At 53.8% G+C, this 19,994-nt stretch carries 15 protein-coding genes; 4 read left to right on the top strand and 11 right to left on the bottom strand.

What is annotated here, in order from left to right; genetic code table 11:
* Positions 1-27: 27 nt before the first annotated feature.
* On the bottom strand, positions 28-276 hold the full coding sequence (locus HMPREF0733_RS07015; RefSeq protein ID WP_013398676.1) for a hypothetical protein: 249 nt from the start codon (positions 274-276) through the stop codon (positions 28-30).
* A gap of 352 nt (positions 277-628) precedes the next feature.
* On the opposite strand from HMPREF0733_RS07015, the gene HMPREF0733_RS07020 reads away from it, so the two are divergent.
* Positions 629-2,038, top strand: coding sequence for an NAD(P)H-quinone dehydrogenase (locus tag HMPREF0733_RS07020; protein ID WP_013398677.1), 1,410 nt, complete (start codon positions 629-631; stop codon positions 2,036-2,038).
* Between the two features lie 80 nt (positions 2,039-2,118).
* Here HMPREF0733_RS07020 and HMPREF0733_RS07025 read toward each other — a convergent pair whose 3' ends face one another.
* The 4 genes from HMPREF0733_RS07025 to HMPREF0733_RS07040 all read right to left on the bottom strand — a co-directional run bounded on the left by HMPREF0733_RS07025 (position 2,119) and on the right by HMPREF0733_RS07040 (position 7,974).
* Positions 2,119-3,519, bottom strand: a complete 1,401-nt coding sequence (locus tag HMPREF0733_RS07025) for an MFS transporter (protein WP_013398678.1) — start codon at positions 3,517-3,519, stop codon at positions 2,119-2,121.
* Between the two features lie 240 nt (positions 3,520-3,759).
* Positions 3,760-5,583 (bottom strand): acetyl/propionyl/methylcrotonyl-CoA carboxylase subunit alpha, encoded by a 1,824-nt coding sequence (locus HMPREF0733_RS07030; RefSeq protein ID WP_013398679.1) that lies wholly within the window; start codon positions 5,581-5,583, stop codon positions 3,760-3,762.
* A gap of 129 nt (positions 5,584-5,712) precedes the next feature.
* Positions 5,713-6,447 (bottom strand): Maf family protein, encoded by a 735-nt coding sequence (locus HMPREF0733_RS07035; protein ID WP_013398680.1) that lies wholly within the window; start codon positions 6,445-6,447, stop codon positions 5,713-5,715.
* Between the two features lie 102 nt (positions 6,448-6,549).
* On the bottom strand, positions 6,550-7,974 hold the full coding sequence (locus tag HMPREF0733_RS07040) for a dicarboxylate/amino acid:cation symporter (protein ID WP_013398681.1): 1,425 nt from the start codon (positions 7,972-7,974) through the stop codon (positions 6,550-6,552).
* A gap of 220 nt (positions 7,975-8,194) precedes the next feature.
* Between HMPREF0733_RS07040 and HMPREF0733_RS07045 the strand changes: the two genes are divergently transcribed.
* Complete coding sequence (locus tag HMPREF0733_RS07045) at positions 8,195-8,962, top strand: hypothetical protein (protein WP_013398682.1); 768 nt, start codon at positions 8,195-8,197, stop codon at positions 8,960-8,962.
* A gap of 153 nt (positions 8,963-9,115) precedes the next feature.
* Positions 9,116-10,369 carry a glutathionylspermidine synthase family protein gene (locus HMPREF0733_RS07050; protein WP_013398683.1) on the top strand — a complete coding sequence of 418 codons (1,254 nt, stop codon included), beginning with the start codon at positions 9,116-9,118 and terminating at the stop codon, positions 10,367-10,369.
* 142 nt (positions 10,370-10,511) lie between these two features.
* Here the strand turns inward: HMPREF0733_RS07050 and HMPREF0733_RS07055 are convergent, their stop codons facing one another.
* The 6 genes from HMPREF0733_RS07055 to HMPREF0733_RS07080 all read right to left on the bottom strand — a co-directional run bounded on the left by HMPREF0733_RS07055 (position 10,512) and on the right by HMPREF0733_RS07080 (position 18,849).
* Entirely contained in the window at positions 10,512-12,263 is a 1,752-nt protein-coding gene (locus HMPREF0733_RS07055; RefSeq protein WP_041321711.1) for a DUF885 domain-containing protein, read from the bottom strand.
* Positions 12,264-12,422: 159 nt separating this feature from the next.
* Complete coding sequence (locus tag HMPREF0733_RS07060) at positions 12,423-14,852, bottom strand: restriction endonuclease (protein WP_115333579.1); 2,430 nt, start codon at positions 14,850-14,852, stop codon at positions 12,423-12,425.
* 163 nt (positions 14,853-15,015) lie between these two features.
* Positions 15,016-16,059: a restriction endonuclease gene (locus tag HMPREF0733_RS07065; RefSeq protein WP_013398686.1), complete on the bottom strand. Its 1,044-nt coding sequence runs from the start codon at positions 16,057-16,059 to the stop codon at positions 15,016-15,018.
* A gap of 165 nt (positions 16,060-16,224) precedes the next feature.
* Positions 16,225-16,608, bottom strand: coding sequence for an acyl-CoA carboxylase subunit epsilon (locus HMPREF0733_RS07070; protein WP_013398687.1), 384 nt, complete (start codon positions 16,606-16,608; stop codon positions 16,225-16,227).
* A 95-nt stretch (positions 16,609-16,703) separates the two neighbouring features.
* Positions 16,704-18,302 (bottom strand): acyl-CoA carboxylase subunit beta, encoded by a 1,599-nt coding sequence (locus tag HMPREF0733_RS07075; protein WP_041321712.1) that lies wholly within the window; start codon positions 18,300-18,302, stop codon positions 16,704-16,706.
* Positions 18,303-18,564: 262 nt separating this feature from the next.
* Positions 18,565-18,849, bottom strand: coding sequence for a YciI family protein (locus HMPREF0733_RS07080; RefSeq protein ID WP_004006185.1), 285 nt, complete (start codon positions 18,847-18,849; stop codon positions 18,565-18,567).
* 158 nt (positions 18,850-19,007) lie between these two features.
* Here HMPREF0733_RS07080 and HMPREF0733_RS07085 point away from each other — a divergent pair, with 158 nt between their 5' ends.
* Entirely contained in the window at positions 19,008-19,994 is a 987-nt protein-coding gene (locus HMPREF0733_RS07085; RefSeq protein WP_041321713.1) for a biotin--[acetyl-CoA-carboxylase] ligase, read from the top strand.

The following is a 19,994-nucleotide window of genomic DNA, read 5'->3' on the forward strand; positions in this document are numbered from 1 at the left end:
GAAAAACTATAAAATGGGGTGCTTCAGTTACTTCTGTACCTTGTTCTGATCCGTAATCTTACGGGTTGTCTTCGAGGGCAGCAGATGGAACACAACACCAAAGAAAATTCCAAACGCAACGAGGGAACCGGCATACAGAACCGGACCGCCTTCGGGGTAGGTGCCCAGCAGGTAGAGGGATAGAAGCAAAAATACGAAGCAGCCGATGAACAACACTGCGTTCTCAAGATGCCTGCCCTGCCCGGAGTAGGCGGGAGGTTTCGTCGTTTTAGCCATAATTTTCCTTCATCTGTAGCGACCTGCATTGGGTCGATGATGTGTGTGCTTCACCCCGGTTTCAGTGCCCTATAAACATTTGTAAACCGAGAAATCCTTTCTCAAGTATAGTGTTTTTACCCGCACGAATGCACACTTATGACGCAGCGCAACTTCAAAATATGGTTCATGACGTTACCCAGCAAATATAAGACTCTCGTAGGCAGCAAGATGTATCCGTAGCGTTCTCGACGACTCTGTCGCTCCTGCAGGCATCACGGTACCTACTCGGCACCAAAAATCGGCATTTAATATCCTAGAGACGACGGCGGTTTCGGTTGAGTATTTCAGTGTGATAGCACACAATGAAAGTGTGACTTCAACAGTGAACTATGCATCCCAACGAATCGTGATACTAGGCGCTGGGCCCGGCGGCTATGAGGCCGCGCTTGTGGCAGCATCATCGAACGCTGATGTAACAATCATCGAACGTAATGCTCTAGGCGGCTCCGCAGTCCTAACCGATGTAGTACCTTCGAAAACGCTTATCGCTACTGCAGATATGATGACTCGTTTCTCTGATGCTGGGCGATTGGGGATCGAAAATACAAAGGGCAAAGCGCCGCAGCTGCAAGTAGATATGAACCGGGTGAATAGCCGTGTTTTGGATCTAGCGCATCAACAATCTGCCGATATCAAACGGGCCCTTGCCTCCGCCGGGGTCAAAATTATCAGCGGCACCGGTAAGCTTACCGGTCCACACACCGTCGCGGTTACCGATAATACCGGGCTGGAATATGACCTGCATGCAGACTTTATTCTGCTTTCGGTCGGGACGCACCCACGTGAGATGGCGACCGGGCAGCCTGATGGGGAACGGATTCTCACCTGGACACAGCTCTATAATCTGCGTGAGGTCCCCCGCGAACTCATCGTAATCGGTTCGGGTGTTACCGGTGCCGAATTTGCCTCTGCCTATAACGGGCTTGGCTCCCAGGTGACCCTAATTTCTTCGCGAGATCGTGTGCTTCCGGGCGAAGACGAAGACGCCGCGCGTGTGCTGGAAGACGTCTTTGAGCGCCGTGGTGTTCGGGTAATGCCGCGGTCGCGTGCGAGCGCCGTGGAACGCACCGACGACGGCGTGGTAGTGACTCTCTCCGATGGACGCAAGGTTTCCGGCACGCATTGCTTGGTCGCAATTGGTTCTATTCCCAACACTGAAGGACTGGGTCTTGAGACCGCTGGTGTAGAGACCAACGAGTCGGGATATGTGGTTGTCGATGCTGTTTCACGTACGTCAGTACCGCATATTTACGCTGCTGGAGACTGCACGGGTGTGTACCCGTTGGCTTCCGTAGCCGCTATGCAAGGGCGCATCGCGATGGCGCATCTTTTGGGCGATACGGTGCATCCGCTTCGCACCGATCGAGTGGCAGCGAATATTTTCACCACCCCAGAGATTGCGACCGTGGGTATTAGTGAGAAAGACCTTGCCGCCGGGGTTTACCGAGGCGAGGCTGTCATGCTTCCGTTGACTACGAATCCGCGCGCCAAAATGATGGCGTTCCAAGACGGCTTTGTGAAGATTTTTGCCCGTAAGCACTCCGGTACTGTGATTGGCGGGGTTGTGGTCGGTCCGCGTGCATCCGAACTTATCTATCCTATTGCGCTGGCTATAGAGAAGAAGCTGACGGTGGATGATTTAGCCGCTACCTTTGCTGTATACCCGTCTCTATCTGAGGCGATTTCTACGGCATCGCGGCAGCTTCACACCCGTGTTTAGTTTTCACTACAGCTCTTGATATAGGTTGAGGGGCGTGACTCATATAGAGTCACGCCCCTCAAATGCATACAGTATTCAGGTTATTTAGTGCTGACTGCGTTCATATCGACGTCGCGGGTTTCATGGGTGAGCAGGATGAAGAGAACACTCAGCAAGGATGCACCTGCTAGGTAGTATCCGACGGCCCCAACACCAAACTTTGTATTCAGCCATACCGCTACGAACGGGGTCAAGGCTGCACCCAGAATAGATGCCATATTGTAGGCGATACCGCTCGCGGTGTACCGCACATTAGTGGGGTATAGCTCGGGCAGGTAGGCGCTCATGGACCCGAAAGAAAGCCCCATCAGGCACATTCCGATGAACATGAAGATGGTAATAATAACGAGATTAGCGTCTTTACCAGTTCCCACGACGGAGGGAGCAATGACCAAAGCGAAAGTACCGCCAAAGACAGCCATAGCGATAGTGGTCCACAACTGCTGTTTGCGGCGACCGTATTTGTCGGCTAACCATCCCGAGACTGGAATAAAGAGCGCAAAACCAATGATAGAGATGAGCTGAATCTCCAAGAACTTGTGGTAGGCGATTCCTAACCCGCCGTTTTTAACATCAGCTTTACCGTAGGAGAGAATCCACGTCGTCATTAGGTAGAACAGCACATAGCATGCCACCATAATGAAAGTGCCCTGAATCATGGGCCACCAGGCAACTTTGAACGCCTCAACCAGTGGGGTCTTAACCTTCTCATCATTCTTGACAGCTTTGGCAAAGACAGGGGTTTCTTCGAGCTTGAAACGCACATACAGACCCACGGCAACCATGACAATGGAAAGCAGGAACGGAATACGCCAGCCCCAGACGAGGAAGGGGTGATCGAGGTTCTTACCGTCTGTGGCGGAGTTGAAAGTGATCCACCCGGTTAGAAGCAACATAAGTCCATTGGCAAGAAAGAACCCGATAGGCGCGCCCAACTGAGGCCACATAGCGGAACGTGCACGTTTGCCTTCTTCTGCATATTCGCTGGCGAGCAGAGCCGCACCCGACCATTCGCCACCCAGACCTAGACCCTGGCAGAAACGCATAATGGTCAGAATGACCGGTGCCCACAGACCAATCTGATAGTAGGTGGGCAACAAGCCGATGAGGAAGGTCGCTAACCCCATAGTGAGCAGAGCGCCCACGAGTGTTGCTTTACGGCCGATCTTATCGCCGAAATGACCGAAAACGATAGAACCCAAGGGGCGGGCGATAAAGGCGACCCCGAAGGAAGCGAAAGAAGCTAATAAAGCCGTAGTGTCATCTTTGGACGCGAAGAACAGAACCGGGAAAACCGCTACCGCTGCGGTGGCGTAAATATAGAAGTCGTAGAATTCGATGGTGGTGCCCACCAGAGAGGCGATAATAACTCTGCTCTTGGGGGTCGTATTCTCAACCTGCGTGCTGTGCCCGGCGGAAACGTCGGGCGCGTGTGTGCTCATCGTGAACAGCTCCTGAAAAGGGATAGTAGCGACTACGCTCGATGCTGTGAGTGTAGATTTTCAACTTTTATATTCTACGCCTCGCGATGCGGTGCCAACATCCTGTATTCATCATCTGGACCATTCAGCTGTATTTCAGTGTTCGAGGATGAAAAATTAGGAACACACGAACAACAAACCGCCGGATGCGTATGAGAGAACGCATCCGGCGGGCTATAGACATAGAGTCCCGTTAGAAGGCTATTTGATGGTGGCTAGAACGGCACCTGCGGTGACGGTATCGCCCGCCTTCAAGGACAGCCCGGAAATCTTACCGGCCTTATGCGCGTTGATAGGCTGTTCCATCTTCATAGCCTCTAGCACCAGGATCAGATCGCCTTCGGCGACTGTGTCTCCATCGGCAACGGAGACCTTCACGATCGTACCCTGCATGGGGCTTGTCAGATCGTCGCCGCTGACCGCATTTGAACCGCCGCGAGCACGGGACTTACGGGTTTTCGATGCGGGCTTTGAACTGCTCTTGGCAGGAGTACCGCCCAGCTCGGGCATAACAACCTCAAGACGCTTACCATTAACCTCAACGACCACGGTTTGACGTTCGGCATCGTCATCATCCACGCTGCCGGGAGCACCGGAGTAGGGCGAAATGGTGTTCTTGTAATCGGTTTCGATCCACCGGGTGTGAACCTTGAAATCTGCTCCTGCAGCGGGGGCGAAATCGGGTTCGTCCAGAACTGCGCGGTGGAAGGGAACCACTGTCGGAAGGCCGTCGAGTGTGAGCTCGTCTAGGGCTCGGCGAGCGCGTTCGATCGCCTGCTCGCGGGTAGCACCGGTCACGATGAGCTTGGCGAGCATTGAGTCGAAGTTGCCGCTGATAGCATCGCCTTCTACGAAGCCGGAATCCCAGCGTACACCGGGGCCGGAAGGAACACGAAGTTTTTCGATGGTACCCGGTGCTGGCATGAAGGAACGCCCTGCATCTTCGCCGTTGATGCGGAACTCGAAGGAATGACCGCGCAGCTGGGGGCTCTGCGGATCGATTTTCTCGCCGCGGGCAATGCGGAACTGTTCGCGCACCAGATCAATACCCGATACTTCCTCGGAAACCGGGTGCTCAACCTGCAAGCGGGTGTTTACCTCCAGGAAGGAAATCGCTCCGTCGGGGGCAAGCAGGAACTCGCAGGTACCCGCACCCTGGTATCCGGCTTCCTGCAGAATCTTACGGGATGCTTCATAGAGCCGGTCGCTTTGTTCTTCTGTAATGTATGGGGCGGGGGCTTCCTCTACGAGCTTTTGGTTACGGCGTTGAAGAGAACAATCACGGGTCGAAACGACTTGCACATTGCCGTGAGCATCGGCCAGGCACTGGGTTTCGATATGGCGCGGGGAATCTAGGAAGCGCTCAATAAAACATTCTCCGCGGCCGTAGGCTGCGACCGCTTCACGCACGGCGGATTCGTAGAGCTCGATAATATCGCTGCGGTTGCGCACAACCTTGATGCCGCGACCGCCGCCACCGAACGCTGCCTTGATCGCGATGGGCAAACCGTGCTCGTCGGCAAAGGCGAGCACTTCATCGGCAGACTCTACGGGATCCTTGGTCCCCGGTACCAAGGGGGCACCCACTTTCTGGGCGATATGGCGCGCGGCGACTTTATCGCCCAACTGGGTAATAGATTCAGGGGAGGGGCCAATCCAGGTTAACCCGGCATCAATGACTTTTTGGGCGAATTCGGCGTTTTCTGAAAGGAAACCGTAGCCGGGATGCACCGCATCCGCGCCGGAACGAATAGCTACCTCAATGAGCTTGTCCATCACCAGATATGACTGGGGCGCGGTCGCCCCTCCTAGCGCGTAAGCCTCGTCCGCGAGTTTAACGTGCTGGGCATCGCGATCCGGTTCTGCATAAACGGCGACGGTCTCTAAACCTTCGTCACGGGCCGCGCGAATAATACGTACCGCGATCTCGCCGCGGTTAGCAATAAGAATTTTACTGACCGGACCGGTATGGTGTCCGGGAACAGCTGTAAAGTTTTTGATGGCTTTTGCCGGGTTGTGAGTCACTGAGGCTCTCCTTTTTATCCTGCCGAAAGCATAGCGAGAAAAGCTGAGAATGGCGAATATATAGCGCCGAATGACGCGAAAAATATAAGAAAAGTGAGGATGCTTATACCGGGTTTGGCTTAGCGCTCGTTAGTCTGATGAGGACTTCCAGAACATGTTTATCGATATCCCATATTGTGAGAGCATTTCCTTGAGTGCATTCACCGATAGCCCAATCACCGTATGTGATTCCCCGCGGATGCCTTGAATAAAGGCAGCACCATATCCGTCGAGGGTAAAGGAACCCGCTACATGAAGTGGCTCACCCGTGGCAACATAAGCATCAACCTCTGCGGCGCTCATCGGCGCAAAGTTTACGGTAGCGCTGCGTACCTGCTGAATAGCGGGAAGCTGTTTATCCTCGGTCTCACCGATCCCATCACGTAAATCTATGAGGCAATGTCCGGTGTGAAGCACCCCGCTTCGACCGCTCATCGCAGTGATGCGCTCGCGTGCTTTCTCAGGGGTGTGCGGTTTGCCGTAGGCTACCGATTCAAACTCAAAGACCGAATCGCATCCGAGTACAAAGGCGTTTACTATACCCTGGGCGGCAAGAGAATCAGCAACCGCGCGTGCCTTCGCCTCCGCAAGAATGCCGGAGACCTCCGCCGGGGTTAGGTCAGTGCGGCCCTCTTCGCGGGCACGCTGGGCAGCACTGGCGAGCACCGCATCCTCATCGACATCGGAGACGTGAATATCAAACATAATGCCGGAGTCTTCAAGGAGCTTTTTACGCGCGGGTGATGCGGAAGCCAGAATCAGGCGCGGTGCGGGCTTTGATGCCGAATGCGACGCACCGGATGGAACAGAAGATTGGGAAGTCATATCTTTATTTTAGAACGAGTATCAAGATTGGTCTTCATGCGAGAGAACGACCTCCGTACCATACCGATGCGCTGCATACCCTATGCCGTAGCCAAGAACCGCCTAGGACGCAGCGGTAACCTTGGCAGAACTAGGCGAGGTATCCTCGCCACGAATCAGCTTCGACTGGGCGGCTTCCACAAGATCCTGCGGCACAAACCCGTTAGCGCTGCGCGGTGCATTGTAGATCTCGGCGCTGAGGATACCCTCGCGCTTAGAGACAATCGTGGGAACCAAAGCTTGCCCGGCAACGTTCAAGGCGGTACGTCCCATATCAATAATCGGGTCAATCGCCAATAGAAGACCCACTCCATCAAGGGGAAGACCCACAGTCGAAAGGGTCAGAGTGAGCATCACGATAGCGCCCGTTGTACCTGCCGTAGCGGCAGAACCCAACACCGACACCAGAATAATCAGCAGATACTGCGAAATATCCAGGTGTACTCCGTAGAATTGCGCCACAAAAATAGCTGCCAGCGCGGGGTAGACGGAGGCGCATCCATCCATTTTGGTCGTAGAACCCAGCGGCACTGCAAAGGATGCGTATGCACGCGGCACGCCGAGATTACGTTCGGTAACGGCCTCAGTCATGGGCATAGTGCCCATCGAGGATCGTGATACGAAACCAAGCTGCAATGCGGGCCATACGCCCGAGAAGTACTGTTTCACAGAGAGCCCGTTGAGCTTCACGATCAGGGGATACACCACCAGGAACACGAGGAGCAGACCCGCATACAGTGCCGCAATGAACTTCACCAGCGAGCCCATAGATGTCCACCCGTAGGCATAGACGGCATGCCCGATCAGCCCGATCGTGCCCAGCGGAGCGAGGCGAATAATCCACCACAGTACCTTCTGAATAATGGCGAGCGCGCTCTTGACGATATCAATAAAGGGCTTAGCCGCATCGCCTACCTTCAGGGCCGCAATACCGATAGCCCCCGAAATCACGAGCATTTGGAGCACGTTAAAGGAGACCGAAGAGGTTATACCGGAGTCGGTGGTTTTCGTGGTGACCTCAAGCCCTAAGAAATTGGAGGGGATAATCCCGGTCAGAAATGCTGTCCATGATCCCCGGGTGCTGGTGCTGCCCGAGGCGCTTACCTCGGCACCCACACCAGGCTGAACGAGCAGCCCCAGTACGATACCGATGGAGACCGCAAAAAATGCTGTAATAGCGAACCAGATAAGAGTCTTAACCGCTAAACGCGCCGCATTCGTCACCTGCGAGAGATTCGAGATTGAGGCAACGACGGCGGTAAACACCAGCGGGATCACCGCGGCCTTAAGGAGAGTCACATAGGACGTGCCGACAGCGTCTAGAGTGGCCATGAGCCAGTTGGGGTTATTTTTTGCATCGCCGCCGAGGGTGAGTGCAACGTACCCGAGCGCGATGCCCAGAATAAGGGAAGCTATAATTTGATGTCCGAAAGAAGTAGCCCAGCTGGGAAATCTAGATTTTTGCGGTGTTTCATGTGTAGTAGGCATGGCGTTACTGTAGACCCGTAAGAGAGAACAGCGGTAATTAGTGTGACGAACTATGACTGTATGACATAGCGTGACCGTGCAAGCGCCACCGAAAAAGACCCGAGGCACGTATTATTGCTAATTTTTATCGGCTAAGAAAAGCCTTTGTGCGAGGTGTGCTTGGTATCCTGAAAAGAGCCTGTTATCACCGAGACAGGATAGTGTGAAGGAGAAATGACCCGTGAGCGGGGCCGAACATCAAACCGCAGATGTCGCAGACGTAGAGCATCCGGAGAACGTACAGGACAGTCAAGACCTCAAGTCTCCTCCTGCACGCGGTACCGGTAAGAAAGCGCTCGCAGTGTTCGGCGCCGGTGCCCTTTTGGCAGGCGGCGGCATATTCGCCTATAACTCTTTGCATCAGAGCGAGGAAGCCTTTAGCGCGGACGGTGAAGAATACGCTCAGGTTTGTCAAGACTCCAACACCGGGCTGCGCGTTGAGGATGAGCAATGTGAGAGGGCAGAGAAAGAGGCTGGGAATACTTCTTCGGATTCCAGCTCTGGTTCTTCGGGCGATTCTCATTCCGGAACTCAGAATTCCGGTAATTCGGGCACGACACACCATTCCGGTACAACCAATGCGTTCCTGTGGTACTACCTAGGGCGCCGCAGCGCCGGTACCACATCCATCCCCGCCGTGGGATCATCTCTGAGCGGCGGCAGCACCACACGCCCCAATTCGGGAACGGTATACAGCGGTCTTTCCCGCAGCGGCGGCGGATTTGAATCCTCCTATAAGAGTGCTAAAAAGACTTCCACCTATTCCTCGGGCAAGGTGACGGAATCGCGCAGCGGCGGCAAGACTACGACCTCTAAGGGAACGGGGCTGACAGGGAATAACTCGGGCGGTAAGGGTGGAAGCAGCTCGAATAATAAAGGTGGCGGCTCCGGGAGTAAAGGCGGCTTCGGCGGAGGCTCGAAGTCCGGAGGCGGTACCTCCGGCGGATAGCCCGCCTCGCGTATTTTCTCAAGGGATACAAACACCCGGCCGACGTATCTATACCTGCGCCGGTTGCTCTATACGCCCCGCAGATGAGAATTCTCTACAAGTTCCTATACTGCACATCGTACTCAGCGGCGGTGTCTTATCACGAAAGATAATATGAAACGCGAAGAATTTCCGGTGGGACGCCCCGGCTGGGAACAAACCATTATTGACGAAGGCCTGACCTATAGCGTCGATGGTCCACACGATCTGCAGCACTATTGGAATGAGTATGCGGCCTATGTTTTTACACCCGCAGAAATGACCAATCTGCGGGACCAGGCGCGTGAGGTTCATCAAATGTGCCTGCACGCTATTGAGCGTATGGCATCTGGTGCCTACGGAACGCTCGGTCTTCCCGAAGCCGCCTTTAACCTGGCTAAAGAATCGTGGAACCGCCACGAACCGGATTTTTACGGTCGCTTCGATTTCATCTACTCCGGGGTGCCCGGCGATCCTCTCAAACTCCTGGAATACAACGCCGATACCCCAACTGGCATCGTTGAGGCCGCTATCAGCCAAAAGACTTGGGCGAGCGATCAACGCCTCGATACCCGCGGTTACGTGCACTGGGGTGAAATTGGTGAGGCTTTTACCGAACGCTGGCGGCAAATGTTTGCGTACGATCTCTCTCATGGGCGTTCGCCACGACTGCACTTAGCGAGTGTAACCGAAGAAATCGATGTTAACGATGAAGACTATAACAACCTCTGGCTTATAGCCCATGCCGCCAATCGTGCGGGCCTGACCACGAAGCTTATCCGTATCGACGAGGTTATTTTCGATGAGACCCTAAAAATCTGGAAAGACCCTGAGGGAGAACGCATCGAGAACCTTTTTAAGCTTTATCCCTGGGAAGATATGGTGACCGATAGCGAAAGCGGTTACGATAAGCTGCTCTTCGCCTACCACGATATGATGAACCGTTGGATTGAGCCCGCATGGAAGATGTTCCTGTCGAATAAGATTCTGCTCGCCGCTCTATGGGATTTATATCCCAACCATCCCAACCTCTTAGAAACCCATGTAGGCACGCGAGGCGGTCTGAAGAACTGGGTGCGTAAACCGATATTTGGCCGCGAAGGCGATGGTATTGAGATCAATGCTCCCGATTATGATGTCTTTGTGCGTGATGAGGACGATGACCACTTTATCAACGTACCTGAAAGCGAATTTGTATATCAGGATTTTGTTGCCCCGCCGGTGTACTCGGGGATTATTAACCGCACTAACCTGCCGATGCTGGGCATCTGGATGGTCAATGGCGAGGCGGTCGGTATGGGTATTCGCGAATCGGACAGGCCTATCACCGACTACGAATGTCGTTTCGCCCCGCATCTTGTACAGGTCAAACCGAACCTTATTCCCTAGCTGATGCGCCGCGTTTAACCACACTAAAACCCGTACACTTTGCTGTATGTTCATAGGTTTATGTACGATACGCAGCACAATATACGGGTTTTAGCGCCAGCTCTCTAGGGTTTAGCTTTATTCCCCGGTAAAGCGCAGGGGTTTAATCATCGTCGTCGTCATCCTCATCATCGCTATGGGGCATGACCTCATCGGTGAGGGCGCGTCGTAGCGTATCGAGCCCTACTGAACCGAGCATAAGAGCCTTCGTGTGGAACTCACGTAAAGACAACCCATCACGAAGCGCATCGTCTCGAAGTTGAAGCCACAAACGTTCACCCACCTTATAGCTGGGCGCCTGCCCGGGCCACCCTAGATACCGCAAAAACTCAAAACGGATAACGCTCTCGGTACCCTCTAGATTGAGTTTCAAGAACTCGTACCCCAGCTCAGGAGTCCACAAGGTACCTGGTGCAACCCCCAGCGGTTCAGCCCAAGCATCGGGGATCGGAAGCTCACAGTGCACGCCAATGTCGAAAACCACGCGGGCGGCGCGCATCCGCTGACCATCCAACATGCCCATACGGTCTCCAGGATCGGTCAAGAACCCGAATTCTTCCATCAGGCGCTCAGCGTAGAGCGCCCAGCCTTCACCGTGCCCGGAAACCCAGATCAGCTGCGAGCGCCATTTATTCATGCTCTCACTCATGACCAGCGCAATAGCAGTTTGCAGATGATGCCCCGGAACGCCTTCGTGGTACACCGTCGAAGTCTCGCGCCACGTGCCAAATGTATCGTCGCCCTTAGGAACAGACCACCACATGCGCCCGGGGCGCGAAAAATCGGGGGAGGGGCCGGTGTAATAGATGCCGCCCTCATGGGTAGGGGCGATGCGGCATTCCAGACGCAGCATTGGACCGTCAAGATCAAACTGGGTACCTGCGAGCTCGTGCACCGCGCGGTCCGAGAGCGACTGCATCCACTCGCGGAGCGCATCGGTTCCGTGCAGAGTGCGTGACGGGTCGGCATCCAGGATCTCTTTGGCACGTTCAATCGATGCTCCGGGTTCGATCTCTTCGGCAACCTGCCGCTGTTGAGCGATAATGCGGTCAAGCTCCTGCACACCCCATGCATAGGTTTCATCAAGATCGACAGAAGCCCCCAAGGATGCCCGAGAATGCAGGGCATAGAGTTTGCGGCCGACCGCATCCTGCTGGGGAGCTGCCGGGAGCAGCACCTCGTGCAAGTACGTCCTGAGCGTGGCGTACCCATCTTTTGCCGCTTTAGCACCCCGCCGCGCCTGCTCGGCAAGATCCGGTACCGCCTGAGTAATCTCGGCGGCAAGCTCATCGAAGAAACCGTCCTCGGCGATATACGCGGCGATCTGCTCGATAACAATCTCTATCTGTCGACGCGGTGAGACATAGCCGGCAACCCGAGCCGTATGCAGAGTCTGAACAAACCCGGTGATCGCCTGCGGAACGTTGAACAGACGCCCGGCAATATTAGCCCAATCCTGCTCGGTATTTCGCGCCATCAGATCGAACCCGCCGCGAATCTCTTGAGGAACCGAAACAATGTTGTTTAACTGCCAGCCGCCCAGTCCGGCACGGTGGCTCTCAAGACTAAGCCCCAGACGCTCCTGCATGGCATCAAGAGTCACAAGATCAACATCGTCTATGGGAATGACCTGATCAAGTTTCTTGAGGGTTGCTCGCACTAACTGTATGTAGGCTTCCTCCCCGGCGGGGGAATAGTCGCGAAACTGAGTCGCGACACCCGTGCGCCCCTGCTCCGTTGCAATGACGGGATCTAAATCTAAAACCGCTTCGTAGAATTCGTTGGCGATGTGATCGACGTCGGTCAGCGCTCGCTTTACGTGGTAAATCTCCGGAATTTCGTGGTGAATGCTCATACTTTTCATACTAACGTAGCGTGGCATACAGCACGGCATTATTGCGCTGTATGTCCAGTACGTGAAGCGCCGAAACTTACGTACACCGCATACGCCGCGACGGCGGCTGAGCAATCCTGAGATTATCAGCCACCGTCGCGTGAGGGGTACTTAAGATAATTACGATGCAGCGGAGTCAGAACCGCCGAAATACGCATCATCGAGCTCTATCGTCCCGGGCACCCGACCGTCACGAATACCCAAACGATGGGCAATTAGACGGTTCATGAGCTCGTCGCCCGCGATAAGATCCACCAGAATATGCGGGTACTTGGTGGAGCATCGAATGTACTCATCGTATGCATCATCACCGAAAGTTCCATCCGTGATAAATGCACCCAGTTGACCGCCCAATTGCTCTAGAGAGAGGTACAGGTTGGTAATATCCTGTACGCTGACCGCACCGTCGGCTGAACGCTGAGCCCGCACATAGAATGCACGGTCGCGTTGCCCACCAGAGGGGTAAGCAATAACCTGAACACCCTGTGAAGCATCCGCACGTTCAGCCGTATATCCGCGTACTGAGAACAAGTCTGCCGCAATATCGGTGAAACGGTCCTTCGTCACTGCCTGCAGCTGGGGCTGAAGAAGAGCACGTTTGAAGACATCGCGGTAGCGCCTCTGCGCATCCTGCACAGCATTCCTTGCGGCTTCGACGGCGCTGAGAGCGTCCGAAGGCGCATCCGACGACTGCTCTACACCGGGTGTCTGAGACGGTACCGGCGCAGGTGTCTGGTAGGCGGGGGCAGGCTGGGTGAAGGACTGCGAAGCGTAAGCTGCCGAAGAAACACCCGAACCGCCCTGTGCCTGGGCAATGTTCTGCGGGGTCGCCTGAACGGGAGCACCATAGCCCGAGCGGGAACCTGACCCGTAATGCCCGCGCGAATTCTGGTAGGAATAGGAATCCTGAGGATGTTCTCGCTTCTCATACGGTTTACGGCCAGTATTGAGCGCAGCCGCGATATCCTCGGGAAGTTTGTGTCGAAGTGCCTGCTTCTGAAGCGGTACGATACGCGCGGCAACAGTCTCCGGAATACCGTTGGGGAAGCGCTCCAAAAGCTCTATGGCGCTCTGCGTGAGTGTATACCGTTCGGGATCCTTACGAGAAAGCCTACCGCTCTGCCCACCATGAACTTGCAGATAGCCTTCCTGTTTCAAAACCTGAACCGCAACCGCGTACCGGTTGCGCACGCGAGGAGTCGTATTGGAGCGATGCGGCGCTAAACGAGCCTGCAGATACGGCAAATCCAGCGTGTCCTCAACCTTCGCGAACAGGTCGTAGAAATTGATATCCGGGTTGTCACGCACCAAGGTCAGAATATCGAAAAGCATATGATGCGGATGCGGAATCTGTTCCGCCGCCGCGGGATCGAGGAACGCACGGCGCATCAACTCGTCAATCGAGCCGTCCTCTACGCTATTAAGAGCATCGGCGTAGGCAGACCCCACCATGAAGACCTCTTGCTCATCTTCATCTCCCTCTTCAAGGTAACGGTGCGCCAACAGCACGTCATAAACATGCTCGCGTCCCTGCAAATACTCAGGAGAGTCTTCGTCTGCAAGCTGCTGAATCTCAGCATCCTGGGCAATAGCATGATCCACATCGGCCAGGGGCAGCTTTGCGTTCTCGCCTTTGGCGAGTACCGCATCCATGATGACGTGCCCCATACGAATGAGAAGTTTCTCATGGTGTTTAAGCTGATCCACCGTGAGCAGGGAGACGGGAGCATCATCGAAAATATCGCTGAGTGCTTGGGCAGGTACCCCGTGCGGGAAACTGTACCGCAGATTCTTACCCTCGGTCGTGAGCGCATATGCGATCTTATCGTGGTGCTCCTTAGGGCGCAGGTAGCCTGCATCAAGAAGCCCACGCACAGATTCGGCGCATGATGTCTCAAAAAGCTGCTGTTCCAGTTGGGTGAGACCGTACCATCCCTGCACAAAGCCACATTCGCGCATCACAAGCTCACGAAGTTTACTCTCTGTAACGCTCAGATGCAGCGGAATAACCGATAGGGCAATAGGAGCAATATTGCGCACATTAATTTGAGCCAGCAGTCGCGGATAGTAATCCTGCATATAGAACAAATGCGTGCCAATAATGGGATAGAAAAGATCCTCTAGAATTTCACGCTGTTCGTCCTCAGAGCGTTGAAGAAAATCAAGCCCACGTTCGCTCAAAGAATAGAGCAAATTTCCCGGATGCAGATTACTGAGCGATACATCAAGATAATCATGATTTACGAATGCGACAATAATTTTGTCAATCGCATCACGAAATAACACGGATTTACCCACCGCAATATAGCGCTGGGTCATGGTGAAACCTATTTCAACCCCAACTGGAGTGTAAAGTTCGGGAAAAAGCAGTTTCTGTCCGTGCTCATGTGCTCGTTCAAATTGGCGCAAAAGCGCTAATGCCGCTCGAACCGCAATATCACGGCAATCATCGCGGTACTCCTCTGGAATATCATCCCAGGAAAGCGCTTTAAGAATGTTATCTACCGGTGTTTTCTCATGCCGAAGCATGTTCGTATTTACGATGGTCACAAGTACCCCTGTTGATATCTATATTTACTGTTCTACTAGTATAAACGGGAAAAAGGAATAAGTGTATTCATCCAAAAGGATGAATTATGACAGGAAGGTGCGCAGAACTGCTGATCTAGCTTTGCGGTCTATTTATACAGGATTCTGCTGCCCTTCGAAGGTGTCACTCATGAGAATCCTGCGGAATTCCGCGGGAGAAGTACTCTTCATCAATTCTGTAGGTGCATTCTCCCGGAGCATGAATGACCCCCACACGGTGTCGAATCATCAGTGAAACTAAACGGTCACGGTCAACCAGAGCAATGCGGTTGCCCCCGGGAAGAGCTTCCATTTGTTGCGGAACCTGCGCAGCAAATTCTCCACAGGTAACAAAAACACCCTGTAACCCATTGTGTAAAAGAACTGCTCCAGCAAATTTTTGAATATCGCTGAGGGTTACTTTTGATGATCCGCAATAATGTTTTGCTTGAACATAGATAGGCGGAAAACAAAGTTCTTTAGGATAATGTACAAGAACATCAATCCCGTGATCGTTAGGGCCGCCTATAACTGCTGCATGAAAAGTCCCTAAAGAATTAAAGACATCTGCCACAATATATTCAAAATATGTTGGTGAAACAGCATAAATACGTTCGATAAGATCACCGGCAAAATCTGCCGCATATGCCGCCTGAGCCAAAATAAGATCGGGATGCGCATCCCGCAAAGACGCACCGGGACTCAATGGGGTGGTCATCGGGGTATACGAACTATGTTCGTGTTTATCTTGGGATGGGGTATCGTGGGAATCCAGCGTGTCTGGGTCCTTAGGAGCGCTTGCGTAAAGCGGAGTAAACAGTTTTTGGAGCTCATATCGAGCGCTTTGGGGAATGACGCTGCCGCGGCGCCGAATCTGCGCCGTTAGAATGTCGGCACCGGAATCGCTGAGCAGATAGCGAGTTTTCGAGGTTGTGGTTTTGGGAACGACCAGCACATAGCCCAGGCGAGCCATCGCCTGGAGAGTCGCCTTGACCTGGTGTATAAAAGCACCGGATTTGAGATCCTGAAGTTCTTCTTTGGTGCCTAAAGCGTGTGTTTGTTCAGAGAGGGACTGCGATATATCCGCCACGGTGCGGGGGATTGCACGACTAAGCCGCCGCAGAGCCGGCAGAAAAAGAATCTCAACGGCCTCAAGCGGCACAGCATAATTTTTGTATTCTTTAGACATATCTGAACCACCTTTCGGGCATTTTAGTGTGGTTCGCTATATATACCTAGTATATAGGGCATCTAAATATCTTCCAGAGAAGCCATACATATTTCTCTTCATATACGTCGAGCCTCGTACGTTATAGCGCACGAGACTCGATATTTTGCCGCAGCGACAGCAAGGTTACATCGGGCGAGCCCTACGCCACGATCCCGGGCCGGGACGCAGCGAAGCCCCCAGCCGCTGACGCCGGTTAAGCAAACGAGAAGCCGCCGTCAGAATCGAATTGTGCTCCTGCTGAGCCTGCGAACTCTGATATGAAGCTACCAATACGGTGAGTGCGGCAATCTCCTCAACCGTCGGATTACCCTTGATAACACGCAGCAGAGGCTGCTCGGAAGATTGTGAATCCTCCTGAATGTCCGCAGGATCCACGGTATCAGCGTGCGGGGCAGCCTCCGAGGTACCGTCCTGTGGTAAAACCTGATCAGCGGACTCTTTGGGAGTCGTATGAGCATCCTTCTTCTTCCCGAAAGAGAAATAATTCAGCGGATTGTAGCCTGCCACAGGCGCCTCCTGACAATAAATAACCGATAATGCAGTATCTTGGTGCGAACCCCGGTCAGTACTGCATCACAACGTGAACTAAGAGCGGTCAAGAACTACAGCGGAATATTTCCGTGCTTTTTCGCAGGCATAGCGGCACGTTTATCATGCAGAGCGCGAAGAGAAGAGATAATACGCACACGGGTCTCATGGGGGGCGATAACCTCATCCACATACCCCAACTCGGCGGCCTGGTACGGGTTCAGAATCTCTTCCTCATACTGCTCAATCAGCTCAGAACGGCGTCCCTCAACATCTTCGCCAGCCTCCGCAGCTGCGGCAAGATCACGACGATAAAGAATATTGACCGCCCCCTGACCATTAAGCACACCTACCTGGGCGGTAGGCCACGCCATGTTAATATCGGCTCCCAGCGTTTTTGACCCCATCGCAATATATGCGCCACCAAAAGCCTTGCGAGTAATGATTGTAATGAGCGGTACAGTCGCCTCCGCATAGGCGTAGAGCAGCTTAGCACCGCGGCGAATAATACCGTTGAACTCCTGATCCGTACCTGGCAAGAATCCGGGAACGTCCACAAACGTCAAAATCGGAATATTGAAAGCATCGCAATTACGCACAAAACGCGCAGCCTTCTCAGCGGCGGCAATATCGAGACATCCCGCAAACTGTGTAGGTTGATTTGCCACAATACCCACTGTGCGACCCTCCACACGGGCATAACCAATCATGACATTCGGGGCGAATAACGCCTGAAGCTCGAAGAAATGCCCATCATCAACCACGGACTCGATCACATCGCGCATATCATAAGGCTGATTCGCAGAATCGGGGATGAGAGTATCAAGATCCAGATCATCCACCACGACCTCAAACTCCTGGTCATGATCCAACGGCAGCGACTCTGACAGGTTATTGGAGGGCAAGAATTCCAAAAGCTCCCGCACGAAATCGAAAGCGTCTTCTTCATCTTCGGCAAGGTAAGCACTCGTGCCGGTTATTGCATTATGCTGACGGGCGCCGCCCAAGGTTTCCATGTCAACCTGCTCACCGGTGACCGCCTTAATAACGTCCGGACCCGTGATAAACATATGCGAGGTTTTATCGACCATCACAATAAAATCAGTGAGCGCGGGGGAGTATGCGGCACCACCTGCGCAGGGACCCATAATAATTGAAATCTGTGGAATAACACCCGAAGAACGCACATTCATCCGGAAAATATCGGCAAACAGCGCCAGAGAGGCCACCCCCTCCTGGATGCGAGCCCCGCCGCCATCGTTAATGCCGATCACCGGGCAGCCATTCTTGAGGGCAAACTTCTGCACCTTCACGATCTTCTCGCCGTTCACCTGCGAGAGCGAACCCCCGTACACCGTAAAATCTTGAGAATAGATAGCGACAAGACGCCCATCAATGGTGCCGTAGCCCGAAACTAAGCCGTCACCGAGCGGTTTTTTCTTGTCCATACCGAAAGCCGTGGTACGGTGGCGAGCTAAGGCGTCAAACTCTACAAAAGAACCCTCATCGAGAATCATGTCGATGCGCTCGCGCGCCGTATTCTTACCGCGTGCATGCTGTTTATCTACAGCTGCCTGCCCGCCGGGGGCAAGGGTCTGCTCGCGACGAGCATAAAAATCGGCGAGTTTACCGGCGGTCGTACTCAAGTCGTATTCCTGAGCGTTCTCAGACATGTATTCCTCGATTCGTGCGGCACGCATCATGGGTAGAGGGTGTTTATGACGTGCGGTGTCGATACAGATAGTAGGTTTTCTCAGGCTAGAAAAGCTACCCTATCAACTATAGTGTGCGGGGCGGTCATGGTGCCAGGTACCCGCGTATTTTCGTTATACGTGTTGCCGGTCAGATTCCTATGCCCCATCGTGATAAACCCGCCGGTTCGTTGCCTGGTGAGGGCACAAAGCGGCGGGTCGAAAACGGTACTGAGGGGTAAAACTAGCGGATGCTGCCCAGAACCGGGTTCCATTCGCCGATAGTGTAGGACTCGACGGCACCGCCAATTTTCATGGGGTCGTTCTTGACGATGGTCTCGGCGGCATCAAAAGAATCAACTTGAGCGATTAGGAGAGCACCTACGGACACCGAGTCTTTCAGAAGCGGACCGGAAACTACGATCGTACCTTCCTGAACGCGTGTAGAGAGGTATTCACGGTGCGCCGGACGATGTGCATCCTGAAGGGCTGGGTCTCCGTAGACGTAAGAAATGACATAGTATGCCATGGCGGGTTCCTTTCCTGTGGTATTTACCGGTGGTTATCTGTCTCCAAGGGTACGCGCAGGGCGTAGACCCCAGTTACTCTACTATCTCACACCCGTACGAGAGCTCAGCATCACGAAGTACAGAGTGTACAAGGCTCCGAGCCACTATGATGGTACATATGTCGCTACCAGACCAGAGGCCTGCAATCCTTGATCCGTCCCGTATTCTCCCCGAAGCACGTGAGGCAGGGTACAGCTTCGTGCGCGTTTACGATGTTGTCGATACGACAAACACCGAAATTGTTCGGCGCCTTACACGCGGGGAACCGTGCGAACGTACCGAATTGGGGGAATTGTCGGTTTTTACCACCCTTTATATGACTGCCGGAAAAGGACGTATGGACCGCGCGTGGACAGCTCCTGCGGGTACTTGCTTAGCCACCAGCATTGTGGTGCGCCCCCATGCGGGTATTGGGCAACAACTGCCACCCACAAGCTACCATTGGCTGACTATGCTTGCCGGGCTGAGCGTGCTTGATGTCTGGCGTGAGTTGGGGCTTGATGCCGCCTTGAAATGGCCCAATGATCTGGTCATTCAAGGTCGTAAGGCATGCGGTATTCTCGCCCTGCTTCTGAGCGAACCGGCTCAAGCGCCGGGGAGGAAAGAGCGCCTGAGCATTGTCGTGGGGATTGGGCAGAACCTGAATATGCGTGAAGACCAGGTGCCTGTACCGACCGCCACGAGCGCTCTTATCCAACGCGGTGAACCCGTTGATAATCATGTGGTTTTGAACCGTATGCTGACCATTTTTGCCCGTCGCTATCGTGAGTTTGTAAGCGTTGGGGGAGACCCCCAAAAAACTTTGCTGTGCGGACGGTCTCTGCTTGATCAGGCACGTGCCGCCACGGTGACGCTGGGAGCCGAGGTATCGGTGCACCTTCCTGATGGACGCATCGTCACCGGAGTCGCAACCGATCTTGATGCTCAAGGGCGCATCCTAATTCGTGATACAACCGGTGCCGTGCAGGCCTATTCCGTAGGAGACATTGAACATTTGCGTCCGGCGGATGGAAGCTACGGTAATTTTTATCCTGCCCTTAGACAGGAAGATTCTCCAACGCTAACACCGTCTGAGATAACCCCTAATACTTCTGCAAAGGCATAA

The organism is Rothia dentocariosa ATCC 17931, assembly GCF_000164695.2.
Classification (GTDB): Bacteria; Actinomycetota; Actinomycetes; order Actinomycetales; family Micrococcaceae; genus Rothia; species Rothia dentocariosa.

Coding starts and splice junctions, on each gene's coding strand:
- HMPREF0733_RS07085 (WP_041321713.1), top strand. CDS start 19,008: ATGTCGCTACCAGACCAGAGGCCTGCAATCCTTGATCCGTCCCGTATT.
- HMPREF0733_RS07055 (WP_041321711.1), bottom strand. CDS start 12,263: ATGAGCATTCACCACGAAATTCCGGAGATTTACCACGTAAAGCGAGCG.
- HMPREF0733_RS07025 (WP_013398678.1), bottom strand. CDS start 3,519: ATGAGCACACACGCGCCCGACGTTTCCGCCGGGCACAGCACGCAGGTT.
- HMPREF0733_RS07015 (WP_013398676.1), bottom strand. CDS start 276: ATGGCTAAAACGACGAAACCTCCCGCCTACTCCGGGCAGGGCAGGCAT.
- HMPREF0733_RS07065 (WP_013398686.1), bottom strand. CDS start 16,059: ATGTCTAAAGAATACAAAAATTATGCTGTGCCGCTTGAGGCCGTTGAG.
- HMPREF0733_RS07080 (WP_004006185.1), bottom strand. CDS start 18,849: ATGGCATACTATGTCATTTCTTACGTCTACGGAGACCCAGCCCTTCAG.
- HMPREF0733_RS07075 (WP_041321712.1), bottom strand. CDS start 18,302: ATGTCTGAGAACGCTCAGGAATACGACTTGAGTACGACCGCCGGTAAA.
- HMPREF0733_RS07050 (WP_013398683.1), top strand. CDS start 9,116: ATGAAACGCGAAGAATTTCCGGTGGGACGCCCCGGCTGGGAACAAACC.
- HMPREF0733_RS07035 (WP_013398680.1), bottom strand. CDS start 6,447: ATGACTTCCCAATCTTCTGTTCCATCCGGTGCGTCGCATTCGGCATCA.
- HMPREF0733_RS07040 (WP_013398681.1), bottom strand. CDS start 7,974: ATGCCTACTACACATGAAACACCGCAAAAATCTAGATTTCCCAGCTGG.